The organism is Acidovorax sp. IB03 (genome assembly GCF_016406015.1).
Lineage (GTDB): Bacteria > Pseudomonadota > Gammaproteobacteria > Burkholderiales > Burkholderiaceae_C > Acidovorax > Acidovorax temperans.
The window spans coordinates 1-13,942 of the sequence record NZ_JAEFCH010000003.1 but is presented as its reverse complement, the minus strand read 5'-3'; the positions used below and the strand labels follow the sequence as shown (position 1 = coordinate 13,942).

Annotated in this window: 15 protein-coding genes; 10 read left to right on the top strand and 5 right to left on the bottom strand. The window is 61.7% G+C overall.

All coding sequences use genetic code 11. The features are described 5' to 3' along the window. Positions 1–87: 87 nt before the first annotated feature. Complete coding sequence (locus IHV84_RS02230; RefSeq protein ID WP_198845633.1) at positions 88–1,218, top strand: saccharopine dehydrogenase family protein; 1,131 nt, start codon at positions 88–90, stop codon at positions 1,216–1,218. 35 nt (positions 1,219–1,253) lie between these two features. Here the strand turns inward: IHV84_RS02230 and IHV84_RS02225 are convergent, their stop codons facing one another. Continuing rightward, positions 1,254–1,889 carry a GntR family transcriptional regulator gene (locus IHV84_RS02225; RefSeq protein ID WP_198845632.1) on the bottom strand — a complete coding sequence of 212 codons (636 nt, stop codon included), beginning with the start codon at positions 1,887–1,889 and terminating at the stop codon, positions 1,254–1,256. A gap of 131 nt (positions 1,890–2,020) precedes the next feature. On the opposite strand from IHV84_RS02225, the gene scpA reads away from it, so the two are divergent. From scpA to bioB, 7 genes are all read left to right on the top strand, one after another. Then, on the top strand, positions 2,021–4,189 hold the full coding sequence (scpA, locus tag IHV84_RS02220; protein WP_198845631.1) for a methylmalonyl-CoA mutase: 2,169 nt from the start codon (positions 2,021–2,023) through the stop codon (positions 4,187–4,189). Then, positions 4,186–5,214 (top strand): methylmalonyl Co-A mutase-associated GTPase MeaB, encoded by a 1,029-nt coding sequence (meaB, locus tag IHV84_RS02215; RefSeq protein WP_198845630.1) that lies wholly within the window; start codon positions 4,186–4,188, stop codon positions 5,212–5,214. Before scpA ends, meaB begins: the two co-directional genes overlap by 4 nt. A gap of 46 nt (positions 5,215–5,260) precedes the next feature. Further along, positions 5,261–6,793, top strand: a complete 1,533-nt coding sequence (locus tag IHV84_RS02210; protein WP_198845629.1) for an acyl-CoA carboxylase subunit beta — start codon at positions 5,261–5,263, stop codon at positions 6,791–6,793. 284 nt (positions 6,794–7,077) lie between these two features. After that, positions 7,078–9,126 carry an acetyl/propionyl/methylcrotonyl-CoA carboxylase subunit alpha gene (locus IHV84_RS02205; protein ID WP_198845628.1) on the top strand — a complete coding sequence of 683 codons (2,049 nt, stop codon included), beginning with the start codon at positions 7,078–7,080 and terminating at the stop codon, positions 9,124–9,126. Positions 9,127–9,237: 111 nt separating this feature from the next. Beyond that, the gene (locus IHV84_RS02200) at positions 9,238–9,708 is read left to right on the top strand and encodes a VOC family protein (protein WP_198845627.1); all 471 of its coding nucleotides are present in this window, start codon (positions 9,238–9,240) and stop codon (positions 9,706–9,708) included. A 253-nt stretch (positions 9,709–9,961) separates the two neighbouring features. Continuing rightward, a complete protein-coding gene (locus tag IHV84_RS02195) occupies positions 9,962–10,165 on the top strand; it encodes a hypothetical protein (protein WP_198845626.1) in 204 nt (67 codons plus the stop codon). Further along, entirely contained in the window at positions 10,162–11,199 is a 1,038-nt protein-coding gene (bioB, locus tag IHV84_RS02190; RefSeq protein WP_198845625.1) for a biotin synthase BioB, read from the top strand. Before IHV84_RS02195 ends, bioB begins: the two co-directional genes overlap by 4 nt. 54 nt (positions 11,200–11,253) lie before the next feature. Here bioB and IHV84_RS02185 read toward each other — a convergent pair whose 3' ends face one another. The 4 genes from IHV84_RS02185 to IHV84_RS02170 form a co-directional block, all read right to left on the bottom strand. Then, positions 11,254–11,409 (bottom strand): hypothetical protein, encoded by a 156-nt coding sequence (locus IHV84_RS02185; RefSeq protein ID WP_233099659.1) that lies wholly within the window; start codon positions 11,407–11,409, stop codon positions 11,254–11,256. A 165-nt stretch (positions 11,410–11,574) separates the two neighbouring features. Next, positions 11,575–11,928, bottom strand: coding sequence for a carboxymuconolactone decarboxylase family protein (locus IHV84_RS02180; RefSeq protein WP_198845624.1), 354 nt, complete (start codon positions 11,926–11,928; stop codon positions 11,575–11,577). A 41-nt stretch (positions 11,929–11,969) separates the two neighbouring features. Beyond that, positions 11,970–12,161, bottom strand: a complete 192-nt coding sequence (locus IHV84_RS02175) for a DUF2892 domain-containing protein (protein WP_044394699.1) — start codon at positions 12,159–12,161, stop codon at positions 11,970–11,972. A gap of 82 nt (positions 12,162–12,243) precedes the next feature. After that, positions 12,244–12,624, bottom strand: coding sequence for a rhodanese-like domain-containing protein (locus IHV84_RS02170; RefSeq protein ID WP_198845623.1), 381 nt, complete (start codon positions 12,622–12,624; stop codon positions 12,244–12,246). A 103-nt stretch (positions 12,625–12,727) separates the two neighbouring features. Between IHV84_RS02170 and IHV84_RS02165 the strand changes: the two genes are divergently transcribed. Together IHV84_RS02165 and IHV84_RS02160 are read left to right on the top strand one after the other, a co-directional pair. After that, complete coding sequence (locus tag IHV84_RS02165) at positions 12,728–13,093, top strand: helix-turn-helix transcriptional regulator (protein ID WP_233099658.1); 366 nt, start codon at positions 12,728–12,730, stop codon at positions 13,091–13,093. 102 nt (positions 13,094–13,195) lie between these two features. After that, positions 13,196–13,639 (top strand): response regulator transcription factor, encoded by a 444-nt coding sequence (locus tag IHV84_RS02160; RefSeq protein ID WP_370541163.1) that lies wholly within the window; start codon positions 13,196–13,198, stop codon positions 13,637–13,639. Positions 13,640–13,942 lie beyond the last annotated feature (303 nt).

The window sequence follows — 13,942 nt, the reverse complement described above, 5'->3', positions numbered from 1 at the left end:
TTACTCACTACACATTGACAGAGCCCTTGCCTACGATGGCGGCACCGAATCGACACCGTGCCTGCCATACCTACAAGGAGACTTCACATGACCACCCGACACCCCGCCCACGCCTCTGCCGACCTGGCTGTCACCATTCTCGGCGCAGGCCACATCGGCTTTGCCATTGCCTTGCTGCTCAAGCAGGCCGGCGGTTACCGCCTGACGGTGGCCGACCGGGACCCGTCGCGCCTGGCCGAGGCCGCAGCCCTGGGTGTGCACACCCAGTTGCTGTCAGACGAGCCCAGCCTGCAAGCGGCGGTGCAGGGCCGCTTTGCTGTCCTCAACGCCCTGCCGTACCACCGCGCGGTGGCGGTGGCCACGATGTGCGTGCAGGCAGGCGTGCATTACTTTGACTTGACGGAAGACGTGCAAAGCACCCACGCCATCCGCCGCCTGGCGGTGGAGGGCAGGGCGGGTGGTGCGGCGCAAAGTGTGCTGATGCCCCAGTGCGGGCTGGCCCCTGGGTTCATCGGCATCGTGGGGCAAGATCTGGCTTCGCGCTTTGACACGCTGCGCATGCGCGTGGGTGCCTTGCCGCGCTACCCTCAGGGCGCCCTGCGCTACAACCTGACTTGGAACACTGAAGGGCTGATCAACGAGTACTGCAACCCCTGCGAAGCCATTGTGGACGGCGTGCGCACCCCGGTGCCTGCGCTGGAAGGGTTGGAAACCTTTGCGCTGGATGGGGTCGAGTACGAGGCTTTCAATACTTCGGGCGGGCTGGGCACACTCACCGAAACGCTGGCGGGCAAGGCCCGGCAGGTGGATTACCAGTCCATTCGCTACCCCGGCCACTGCGCCATCTTGAAACTGCTGCTGAATGACCTGCGCCTGCGCGACCGGCGCGACTTGCTCAAAGACCTGCTGGAAACCGCCATTCCCACCACCGACCAGGACGTGATCGTGGTGTTTGCCAGCGCATCCGGGCTGCGCGGCGGGCGGCTGGTGCAGCATTCGTATTCAGCACGCATCGTGGGCGCGCCGGTGGCGGGCCATACGCTCAGCGCCATCCAGCTCACCACGGCGGCAGGCATTTGCACGGCGCTGGACCTGGTGGCCCAGGGCCGTTTGCCGCAAAAAGGGTTTGTGGGGCAGGAAGCCGTGCCGCTGGCCGACTTTTTGGACAACCGTTTTGGCGTGGCCTACGCTGGGGGCGCTGTGGCGGTGGTGGCTTAACGCGGCGGTGTGCCTCCGCCACTTGGAACAGGTTTCTAGGTGGCGGCTTGCAGCCCCTGCGCGAAGTGCGCCTGCATGGCGCGCCGCGTGCCTTCGGGGTCGCGGGCGAGCATGGCGTCCAGAATGGCGCGGTGCTCGCTCAGCGAATCTTCAATCCGCCCTTGCTTGAACAGCGAGTTGTGGCGGTTGAGCTTCATTACCTTGCGCAGGTCAGCCACCATCTGGCTGCGCCAGCGGTTGTCGGCCATGTCGAGCAAGGCCATGTGAAAACGCTCGTTCACTGAGAAGAAGGCTTCCCGGTTGCCAGCAGCCGATTCCAGCTCGGCGTGCAAATCGCGCAGGGTTTGCTGCTGCTCGGGCGTGGCGCGCTCGGCCACCACGCCTGCGGCGTCGCTCTCCAGCAGGCTGAGCAGGTGGTACACGTCGCGCAGGTCTTTTTCGCTCATCTCCGTCACATAGGCGCCACGTCGCACCTTCATCGTGACGAGGCCCTCGGCGGCCAGCACCTTCAGTGCTTCGCGCAGCGGCGTGCGGCTGATGCCGAATTCTTCCGCAATCTTGAGTTCATCGATCCAGCTGCCGGGCTCTAGCTCGCGGCGGAAGATGCGCTGGCGCAATTGCTCGGCAACTTCTTCGTACAGGGCTTTGGGCGTGAGGGTGATGGCTGACATGGGTCGGATTGTAAGCTGCGCGGAATATTTTGAATGAATAATTATGAATGATGTAAACTTGCCGCCACATCGGTAACAGCCGAGCGTCGCGTGCGACGACCCCCAACGCCATCTTCGGAGAAGCCTTCGCCATGAGTGACACCCCCCAGAACAACGCCCCCGAGTTCGCACCTGCCTCGCTAGAGGCCTGGGCCAAGGCAGCGGCCAAATCGGCCCCCGGTGGCGATGTCAATGCGCTGAACTGGGTCACTCCCGATGGCATCACCGTCAAACCGCTCTACACCGCGGCAGACACCAAAGACCTGCCTTACGCCGACACGCTGCCCGGTTTCGAGCCCTTCCTGCGCGGCCCGCAGGCCACCATGTATGCAGTGCGCCCCTGGACGATTCGCCAGTACGCAGGCTTTTCGACCGCCGAAGAATCCAACGCCTTCTACCGCAAGGCCCTGGCTGCGGGCGGGCAGGGCGTGTCGGTCGCGTTTGACCTGGCTACCCACCGTGGCTATGACTCTGACCACCCCCGCGTGACGGGCGATGTGGGCAAAGCCGGTGTAGCGATTGACTCGGTGGAGGACATGAAGATCCTCTTCAACGAGATTCCGCTCGACAAGGTGTCGGTCTCGATGACCATGAACGGCGCGGTGCTGCCCGTGCTGGCGGGCTACGTGGTGGCGGCAGAAGAGCAGGGCGTGTCGCAAGACAAGCTCAGCGGAACCATTCAGAACGACATTCTGAAAGAGTTCATGGTGCGCAACACCTACATCTACCCGCCCAAGCCGTCGATGAAGATCATTGGCGACATCATCGAGTACACGGCCAAGAACATGCCGAAGTTCAACTCGATCTCGATTTCGGGCTACCACATGCAGGAAGCCGGGGCCAACCAAGCACTGGAGCTGGCCTTCACCCTGGCCGACGGCAAGGAATATGTGAAGACCGCTATTGCCAAGGGCATGGACGTGGACGACTTTGCTGGTCGCCTGTCCTTCTTCTGGGCCATCGGCATGAACTTCTATCTGGAAGTGGCCAAGATGCGCGCCGCGCGCCTCTTGTGGTGCCGCATCATGAAGGGCTTCAACGCCAAGAACCCCAAGAGCCTGATGCTGCGCACGCACTGTCAGACCTCGGGCTGGTCTCTGACTGAGCAAGACCCCTACAACAACGTGGTGCGCACCACCATCGAGGCCATGGCAGCCGTGTTTGGTGGCACGCAATCGCTGCACACCAATGCGCTGGATGAAGCCATTGCACTGCCCACCGAGTTCAGCGCCCGCATTGCGCGCAACACGCAGCTCATCATCCAGGAAGAGACACACATCACCAACGTGATCGACCCCTGGGCTGGCAGCTACATGATGGAGAAGCTGACGCAGGACATGGCGGATGCTGCCTGGAAGATCATCGAAGAGGTCGAAGCCATGGGTGGCATGACCCAGGCCGTGGACAGCGGCTGGGCCAAGCTCAAGATCGAAGCCGCCGCCGCCGAAAAGCAGGCGCGCATCGACAGTGGCAAGGACGTGATCGTCGGCGTCAACAAGTACAAGCTGGCCAAGGAAGACAAGGTCGATATCCTCGAAATCGACAACGTGAAGGTGCGCGACGGCCAGATTGCCCGCCTGCAAGAAATCAAGGCAAAACGCGATGCAGCCAAGGTGCAGCAAGCGCTGGATGCTCTCACTTCTGCAGCAGAGTCCGGCGAGGGCAACCTGCTCGAGCTGTCCATCCAGGCCGTGCGCCTGCGCGCCACGGTGGGCGAGGTGTCTGATGCGCTGGAAAAGGTTTTCGGGCGCCACCGCGCAGATACGCAAAAGGTGACCGGTGTGTACGCAGCTGCCTATGACTCAGCCGAAGGCTGGGAAAAACTCAAGACCGAAATCAACGCTTTCGCTGAAGACCAGGGCCGCCGCCCCCGGGTCATGATTGCCAAGCTGGGCCAGGACGGGCACGACCGCGGAGCCAAGGTGGTGGCCACCGCCTTTGCAGACCTGGGCTTTGATGTGGACATGGGCCCGCTGTTCCAGACCCCCGAGGAATGCGCCCGCCAGGCGATTGAAAACGACGTGCACGCCGTGGGCGTGAGCACCCTGGCCGCTGGCCACAAGACGCTGGTGCCCGCCATCATTGCCGAGCTGAAGAAGCAGGGCGCTCATGAAATCATCGTGTTCGTGGGCGGCGTGATCCCTGCGCAGGACTATGACTTCTTGTACGAGTCGGGCGTCAAGGGCGTCTACGGCCCCGGCACGCCCATCCCGGCCAGCGCCAAGGATGTGCTGGAGCAGATTCGCAAGGCGGTGGCGTGACACCTGCGGCGCTTCTTGACGGGGTGGTGCAGGGCACAGCGGCGGTGCAACGAAGGGCCATGTCCAAAGCCATCACGCTGCTCGAATCAACGCGGGCGGACCACCGCTCCCAGGCCGACGAGCTGCTGACCCAGCTGCTCCCGCACACCGGCAAGGCCTTCCGCCTCGGCATCAGCGGCGTACCCGGCGTGGGCAAATCCACCTTCATCGAAGCCCTGGGCCTGTACCTGATCGGCCAGGGCCACCGCGTGGCCGTGCTCACCATCGACCCGTCCAGCACCGTCTCGGGCGGCTCCATCCTGGGCGACAAGACGCGCATGGAACACCTGTCGGTGCATGAAAAGGCCTACATCCGCCCCAGCCCCAGCAGCGGCACGCTGGGCGGCGTGGCCGAGAAGACGCGCGAGGCATTACTGGTGTGCGAGGCCGCTGGCTACGACGTGGTCATCATCGAAACCGTGGGCGTGGGCCAGTCCGAGACTGCGGTGGCGGGCATGACGGACATGTTTGTCCTCATGCAGCTGCCCAATGCGGGCGACGACCTGCAGGCCATCAAAAAGGGCGTGATGGAAATTGCCGATCTGGTGGTCATCAACAAGGCTGACATCGACAAGAACGCCGCCACCCGGGCCGAGGCGCAGATCACCTCCAGCCTGCGGCTGCTGGGCCAGCACGGCAACCCCGAAAACGCCCACCACAACGAAGCTCAGTGGCACCCCAAGGTGGTGCAGATCAGTGCGCTGCTGGGGCAGGGCGTGGATGGATTCTGGGCCGCAGTGAGCGAATACCAAAGGCTGCAAACCGCTAACGGCCGCCTCGCCCAGCGCCGCGAAAAGCAGGCTCTGGCCTGGATGTGGGAACGGATTGAGGCGGGCCTCAAGCTCGCCTTCCGCCAGCACCCGCAGGTGCGCGCGCTGCTGCCGCAGTTGCAGCAAGACGTGGTGGCGGGGCGCATCGCGGCTTCCACCGCAGCAAGAAATCTGCTGCTGGCGCAATCTGGGCAAGCGCCAGTAGCTATCGAATAAATAGCAAATTCATTCCAACGAGACAGCATTTCACCGAAGGACGACCATGCAAGACATCCTGGATCAACTGGAGAAAAAGCGTGCGCTGGCACGCCTGGGCGGCGGGCAAAAGCGCATTGATGCGCAGCACGCCAAGGGCAAGCTCACCGCGCGCGAGCGCATCGAGCTGCTGCTGGACGACGGCACCTTTGAAGAATGGGACATGTTCGTGGAGCACCGCTGCACGGACTTTGGCATGCAGGACAACAAGGTGCCGGGCGACGGCGTGGTCACCGGCTACGGCATGATCAACGGCCGCCTGGTGTTCGTGTTCAGCCAGGACTTTACGGTGTTCGGCGGCGCGCTGTCCGAGACCCACGCCGAGAAGATCTGCAAGGTCATGGACCAGGCCATGAAGGTCGGTGCGCCGGTGATCGGCCTGAACGACTCGGGCGGCGCGCGCATCCAGGAGGGTGTGGCTTCCCTGGGTGGCTATGCCGACGTGTTCCAGAAGAATGTGCTGGCGTCCGGCGTGATCCCGCAGATCAGCATGATCATGGGCCCCTGCGCGGGTGGAGCGGTATACAGCCCGGCCATGACCGACTTCATCTTCATGGTCAAGGACAGCTCGTACATGTTCGTGACCGGCCCCGAAGTGGTCAAGACCGTGACGCACGAAGAAGTCACGGCCGAAGAACTGGGCGGCGCCATCACCCACACCACCAAGAGCGGTGTGGCCGACATGGCATTTGAGAACGACGTGGAGGCGCTGATGATGCTGCGCCGCCTGTACAACTACCTGCCGCTCAACAACCGCGAAAAAGCCCCGGTGCGCCCCAGCAACGACCCGGCCGACCGCATGGACATGAGTCTGGACACGCTGGTGCCCGACAACCCCAACAAGCCCTACGACATGAAGGAGCTGATCCTCAAGACGGTGGACGACGGGGACTTCTTCGAGCTGCAGCCCGAGTACGCCAAGAACATCATCATCGGTTTTGCCCGCATGGAAGGCCAGGTGGTGGGCATCGTGGCCAATCAGCCGCTGGTGCTGGCCGGTTGCCTGGACATTAAGTCGAGCATCAAGGCCGCGCGCTTCGTGCGCTTTTGCGATGCGTTCAACATCCCCGTGGTCACGTTTGTGGACGTGCCCGGCTTCATGCCAGGTACTTCTCAAGAGTACGGCGGCATCATCAAGCACGGCGCCAAGCTGCTCTACGCATACGCTGAGTGCACCGTGCCGAAGATCACCGTCATCACCCGCAAGGCCTACGGCGGCGCGTATGACGTGATGGCCTCCAAGCACCTGCGCGGCGACGTGAACCTGGCCTGGCCCAACGCTGAAATTGCGGTGATGGGCGCCAAGGGCGCTGTGGAAATCATCTTCCGCGAAGACAAGAACGACCCCGTGAAGCTGGCTGCCCGCGAGGCGGAATACAAGCAGCGCTTTGCCAACCCGTTTGTGGCCGGTGCGCGCGGCTTTATCGACGACGTGATCCTGCCGCACGAAACCCGCAAGCGCATCTGCCGCTCGCTGGTGATGCTGCAAAACAAGAAGATCGAGAACCCCTGGCGCAAGCACGGGAACATTCCCCTTTGAGCGGCACTGCCACAGCCCTTGGGGCGTCGTTACCGGACCTTGTCGTAGCGCTGCTACTGCCTGCGGCCCGGCGCCTAGCCCCAACCGCTTCGCTGGGCTGTGCCAGCACCTAACCCAATACGTTTCGGGTAAGAGCCCTTGGAAAGAGACAAAACATGTTCACCAAAATCCTGATCGCCAACCGTGGCGAAAACGGCCGCACAGCGGACGTTTCGACAAATTGCCTGCCGCAGACCGCACAGCGGGCTGCTACACGCCATCCCATCGCCTGAGGAGTGAAGAGAATGTTTACAAAAATCCTGATCGCGAACCGTGGCGAGATTGCGTGTAGGGTCATCGCTACCGCCCGCAAGATGGGCATCAAGACGGTGGCCGTTTACTCCGACGCCGACAAGGAAGCGCGCCACGTCAAGCTGGCCGACGAGGCCGTGCACATCGGCGCCGCGCCTTCGCGCGAGTCGTACCTGCTGGCCGACAAGATCATTGCCGCTGCCAAGCAGACGGGCGCACAGGCCATCCACCCTGGCTACGGCTTCCTCTCTGAGAACGAGGCCTTTGCCCAGCGCTGCGAAGACGAAGGCATCGCCTTCATCGGCCCCAAGGCGCATTCGATTGCGGCCATGGGCGACAAGATCGCCTCCAAGAAGCTGGCCAACGAAGCCAAGGTCAACACCATTCCTGGCTACAACGACGCCATTGCCGGCCCCGAGCAGGCGGTGGAAATTGCCAAGGGTATTGGCTACCCCGTGATGATCAAGGCCAGCGCGGGCGGCGGTGGCAAGGGCCTGCGCGTGGCCTACAACGACAAAGAGGCGTTTGAAGGCTTTGCCAGCTGCCAGAACGAAGCCCGCAATAGCTTTGGCGACGACCGCATCTTCATCGAGAAGTTTGTGCAGGAGCCGCGCCACATCGAGATCCAGATCCTGGGCGACAGCCATGGCAATGTGATTTACCTGAACGAGCGCGAGTGCTCCATCCAGCGCCGCCACCAGAAGGTGATTGAAGAGGCGCCATCGCCCTTCATCAGCGATGCCACCCGCAAAGCCATGGGCGAACAGGCCGTGGCGCTGGCCAAGGCGGTGAAGTACCAGTCTGCAGGTACGGTGGAGTTTGTGGTCGGCAAGGACCAGGACTTCTACTTTTTGGAGATGAACACCCGCCTGCAGGTGGAGCACCCGGTGACGGAGTGCATCACTGGCCTGGACCTGGTGGAGCTGATGATCCGCGTCGCCGCTGGCGAAAAGCTGCCGTTGACGCAAGCCGACGTGAAGCGCGACGGCTGGGCCATTGAGTGCCGCATCAACGCCGAAGACCCGTTCCGCAACTTCCTGCCTTCCACTGGCCGCCTGGTGCGCTTCCAGCCGCCGGAGGAAAGCATGTTCCAGTCCGACACCAGCAAAAAGCTGGGTGTGCGGGTGGACACGGGCGTGTACGAAGGTGGCGAGATCCCCATGTACTACGACTCGATGATCGCCAAGCTCATCGTGCACGGCACCGACCGCAACGACGCGATTGCCAAGATGCGCGCGGCGCTCAACGGCTTTGTGATCCGCGGCATCAGCAGCAACATCCCATTCCAGGCCGCGCTGCTGGCACACCCCAAGTTTGTGTCGGGCCAGTTCAACACAGGCTTCATTGCCGAGCACTACGGCAAGGGCTTTGCGGCCGAAGATGTGCCGCACGACGACCCGCTGTTCCTGGTGGCCCTGGCCGCGTTCATGAACCGCCGCTACCGCGCGCGCGCCTCGGGCATCAGCGGCCAGCTGGCAGGCCACGAGGTGAAGGTGGGTGAACAGTTCGTGGTGGTGGTTTTGGGGGCCGAAGGGCAGAACCAGCACCACGAGGTGACGGTGTCTGACTTTGAAGACAAATCGGGCTCCAGCGCAGTCATGGTAAGCGGCAAGAGCTATCAAATCAGTAGCACTGCCACGCTGGGCCAGATCCGCGTGCAGGGCGCCTGCAACGGCCAGGGCTTTACCGCCCAGGTCGAGCGCGGCGCGGGCAAGAACCCGCTGGCCTTGCGCATCGCGCACAACGGCACGCAGATCGAAGCCATGGTGCTCTCGCCCTTGGGCGCGCGCCTGCACCGGCTGATGCCTTACAAGGCACCGCCAGACCTGTCCAAGTTCCTGCTCTCGCCCATGCCCGGCCTGCTGGTGGATGTGGCGGTGCAGCCTGGCCAGAAGGTGCAGGCGGGCGAAAAGCTGGCCGTGATCGAAGCCATGAAGATGGAGAACATCCTCTTTGCCGCGCAAGATGGCGTGGTGGGCAAGATCGTGGCGGGTAAGGGCGAATCGCTGGCGGTAGACCAGGTGATCCTGGAATTCCAGTGATCTGCCGCTTGGTTTGCCAGGCATTCCAGAGGGGCCTTGTGCCCCTTTTAGTCTTTTTGGCCTCTGGCGCTTGATGGATAAGCGCTGGCAGCTATCAAATCAGGAGTAATCATGAGCACAAACCAACGCCCCTTCAAAGTCCTGGGCATCCAGCAAGTCGCCATTGGCGGCACCGACAAGCAACGCATGAAGACCCTGTGGGTGGACATGCTCGGGCTGGAGCAGACCGGCACCTTCCAGAGCGAACGCGAGAACGTCGATGAAGACATCCTGGCCATGGGCAAGGGCGCCTTCAAGGTGGAGGTGGACATCATGCAACCGCTGGACATCGAGAAAAAGCCCGCCGTGCACACCACGCCGCTCAACCACATTGGCCTGTGGATTGACGACCTGCCCAAGGCCGTGGAATGGCTCACCGCCAAGGGCGTGCGCTTTGCCCCCGGTGGCATCCGCAAGGGCGCTGCCGGCTACGACATCACGTTTTTGCACCCCAAGAGCAATGACGAGTTTCCGATTGCGGGGGAGGGCGTGCTGATTGAACTGGTGCAGGCACCTGCCGATGTGATTGCGGCGCTGGGCTGAACCACCGCCCTGGGACAGGGTCCCAACGGCAGACAGGGGGATTGAGCAGACGCCCCGAAACAGCCAACCCTTGAGGTTGGCTTTTTTTCGCCTGCATGGCGCAGATGTCTGCCGTTAAAAGCGCTCATTTTTGGAAGACTGGCGCGGGAGTTTGCCGGCAATAGACAGCAGATGAGGGCAGGTTGCGTGTGGCAGAAAAAGTGACTTTTCAGATGCTTTCAAGTTCGTCTAAAAAACATCAAAAACTTTCTAAGTGCTTCTAAATATTCTTCAATTTGCCGTCTTTTGCTGCACCATTTTTATGACGGTTTTTATGGCCTTGAAGGCTGGATTTGTGCAATTTTCTGGACCAGAATCCGCCCTATTGCAAGCCCAGCGGCCCGGCACCACACATGGCGTGGTGACCGCCAAGGCCCAGGGGCGATTTCCACAAACACCATTCAAGGAGCAAGCATGAACCCCGGCACGACGTCCCAAACCGTCCACATCCACCGCCCCTCGTCGCCTCCGGCTCGCCAGGCGGGCCCGTGGTCTGTCGACGCCATCCAGCAATTGCTCGACAAGCCTTTGCTGGAGCTGGTTTTCGAGGCCCAGACGGTGCACCGCCAGCACTGGCCTGCGGGCGACATTGAACTGGCCACACTGCTGTCGGTGAAAACCGGTGGCTGCCCTGAAAACTGCGGCTACTGCCCGCAGGCGGCCGAGTTCGACACCGGCGTGAAGGCCGAAAAGCTCATGGAAGTGGAGGAGGTAGTGCGCGCCGCCCAGGCCGCCAAGGACGCAGGCGCCACCCGCTTTTGCATGGGCGCCGCCTGGCGCGCGCCCAAGGACCGCGACATTGAAAAAGTCAGCGCCCTGATTGGCGCCGTGAAAGGCCTGGGCCTGCAGACCTGCGCCACGCTGGGCATGCTCGAGCCGCACCAGGCACAGACATTGAAGGACGCTGGGCTGGACTACTACAACCACAACCTGGACACCGCGCCCGAGTACTACACCGACGTGGTGAGCACCCGCGCTTATCAGGACCGGCTGGACACGTTGCAGAACGTGCGCGCTGCAGGCATCAGCGTGTGCTGCGGCGGCATTGTGGGCATGGGCGAGGCGCCGGTGCACCGTGCGGGCCTGATTGCGCAGCTGGCCAACCTGCAGCCATACCCTGAATCTGTGCCCATCAACAGCCTGGTGCGCGTGCCCGGCACGCCGCTGGCCGACAGCGAACCTATCGACCCGTTTGACTTTGTGCGCGTGATTGCGGTGGCCCGCATCACCATGCCAAGGGCGCGCGTACGCCTGTCGGCCGGGCGCCAGCAAATGGGCGAGGCAGTGCAGGCGCTGTGCTTCATGGCCGGAGCCAACTCGATTTTTTACGGCGACAAGCTGCTGGTGACGGGCAACCCCGACGTGGATGCTGATGTGCAGTTGCTGGCCAAGCTGGGACTGAACGGCCACCGAACCACAATCACCGAAGGCGACCACGCCCTCGCTGCCTGAGGCGCACCCCTGCCGCGGCGCGCGTTGCCACTGCAGCTGGCCGCGCTGGGTGCGTCAAAGCGGCTCGTCGCGCGATGTCAGCTCAATACGCTCGATGGGCAGATCGGCGGCCAGGCGGTCTACCTCGGACAGCCTTGCGGGTTCTGCGTCGGCAAACTCCTGGGCGATGCGCCGGAAGTCTTCGGACAGGGCGAGGAAGGAATCCGCCAAAGGCGTTACCAGAGGAGGTCGGCACACGATGGGCCATGAGCCGAGGGATAAGGACGCGGGGGAGGGTGCTGGGATGAAGGTTTCTTGCGCGCGGCCCTTTGTGGCGCCGCGTGCTTTTGCTGCGTCAGGCCGGAGAGGATTCGTCGCTCCCCGGTGGCATGAAAATCAAGCGGCGGCTGCGGCCATGGTGTCCCAGGCCTTCAAAGCCTCGGCCGTGTACATCAGTGCTGGGCCGCCGCCCATGTAGACGCACACGGCTAGCATCTCTTCCAGCTCGGTGCGGGTAGCGCCCAGCTTTTGCAGTGCCTTGACGTGAAAACCGATGCAGCCAGAGCAGCGCTGGGTGACGCCGATGGCAAGGGCAATCAATTCCTTGTGCTTGCTGCTCAACTCGCCCTCGGCCATCGAGGCCTGCGCCAGTTGTGAAAAGCCTCGCATGGTCTCAGGCTGGGCCTTGCGGAAAGTAGCCAGGCTCTCGTTGATGCCCTGGATCAGGCCTGCGTGGTCAAAAGTACTCATTGCATGTTCCTCGCGGTGCGCGCGGCAGTGCCGCGCTGGGGTTACTTCTTCAGTGGGCAGGTGTTGATGCCCAGCAGGGTGTACGCGGGGCAGAACCTAAACAGCCCGGTGGCAAGAGGTATGACCCCCAGCCAGCCCCACCACCCTACGGTGCCGGTCGCGGCCAGGGCGATGAGCACGAGACCGGCAACGATCCGCAATACGCGATCTATGGTTCCGACGTTGAATTTCATGGTTCCTCCAGAGAGTTGTGGTGCCCCACCATGAGGCACCTTTGGGACAAGGGAAAATTAGGTGGCGTGGACGGCCTGTGGGTTATTCAAACGATGGCTGCTCTGGCTGCGCTACCGACTTGCCGGCAGCCACCCATGCATCAAATCCGCCAGCAATGGACTGCACGTTCAAGTAGCCCATGCTTTGCAGCGCGCAGGCTGCCAGCGCGGCGCGGCCGCTCGTCTTGCAATACAGCGTGATTCGGGTGTCGCGCGCTGCCAGAGCAGGGGTACCGCTGAGTTTGAATTCCAGCACGCCGCGCGACATGTGCACAGCACCCGGAATGTGCCCAGCCATGTACTCTTCGGCTTCACGCACATCGATCAGAACGTCCGCCTGCTGAATGGCTTTTTCCGCCAGGTCCAGCGGCACCTCCTGCACGCGCAGCTTGGCGTCTTGCACGAGGTCATGGGCATTTTTCATGGATGTTTCCTCAAAGATGAGTAGCGGGACGGGATTGATCGGGCTGAATGAACTGACACATAGTATGTTGACTTATATATTGTCAGTCAATAGACTATAGTCAATGAAATTGAATATGGAGTCGATGGAAATGGACGTTGACGGCACCACTGCCATGGACTTGGCAACCATGCGGCGTTCGGCAGATACGGCTTGCAGGCTGATGAAGGCGTTGTCCAACCCCGACCGTTTGCTTTTGCTGTGCCAACTCACCGAGGGCGAGAAGCGGGTAGGGGAGCTGGAGGAGCTGGTCGGCATTGGTCAGCCTACGCTGTCGCAGCAATTGGGGGTCTTGCGCGAAGAAGGCTTGGTCAGTACCCGCCGTGAGGGCAAAAACATCTATTACCAGATCGCCAGCCCCCAGGCCCTGGCCGTCATGGGCGTGCTGTTTCAGCAGTTTTGTGTGCCTGAAATCAGTGAGATCGCGTAGGCTTCGCTTGGAGCCTTGGGCCGATTGCTTTGGCGGGGTGCCGAAGTGCCGCCAGGGTCTCTTGCCAAGTCACTTCCCATCGAGGAAAACCGCAAAGTCTTCTTGAATCGCACCTTGATGAAGGTGCTTTTTCTTTTTCCTCGGCAGGCAAAAAATAAATACACGATGAGCGCACGCATTCTGATCGTCGAAGATCATGCCGACCTCCGCCATTTGATTCGAATGATGCTGGAGTTCGATGGCTATGAAATCTATGAGGCTTCAGATGCGTCTGAAGGTTTGGAGATGGTTCACCGAGTGCGTCCGCATCTACTGGTGCTGGACATCATGCTTCCGGGGGGCATGAACGGCTTGGACTTGTGTCGTCTCTTGAAAACCAATCCTGCTCTGGGACTGCCTGCGGTGGTGTTGGTGACAGCGCGTGGTAAGCCCCGAGATATTGAAGCGGGGCTTGCTGCTGGCGCTGATGCCTATCTTGTGAAACCCTTCAATTCCATGAAGCTTCTGGAAATCGTGAAGCGTCTCTGTGAAAAGTCCGCACATTAATGTGTTGGGTCGGCTGACAAGAAATTTTGCCGTCCAACACATTCGTTGAAGCGTCCTGCAGATCGGTACGTTGCCAGTTCCGGCAGTCAGCTCGGCGCTGGCCCTAGAGACCGGCATCCAATCAGGGGCAGTTGATGCCGGGCAGGCACACGGCGTATCTCCACCAAGCGTCTAATTCTTTTCGATGGTTGTCGTTCAGTTATTTAACATAATATACATCGTATCTAGTGTGGTGTCTCAAAAGTAATCATCAAATAATGGTACTCGCTGCCCGCGCCACAGATGCCAAGATGGTGTCCGCAC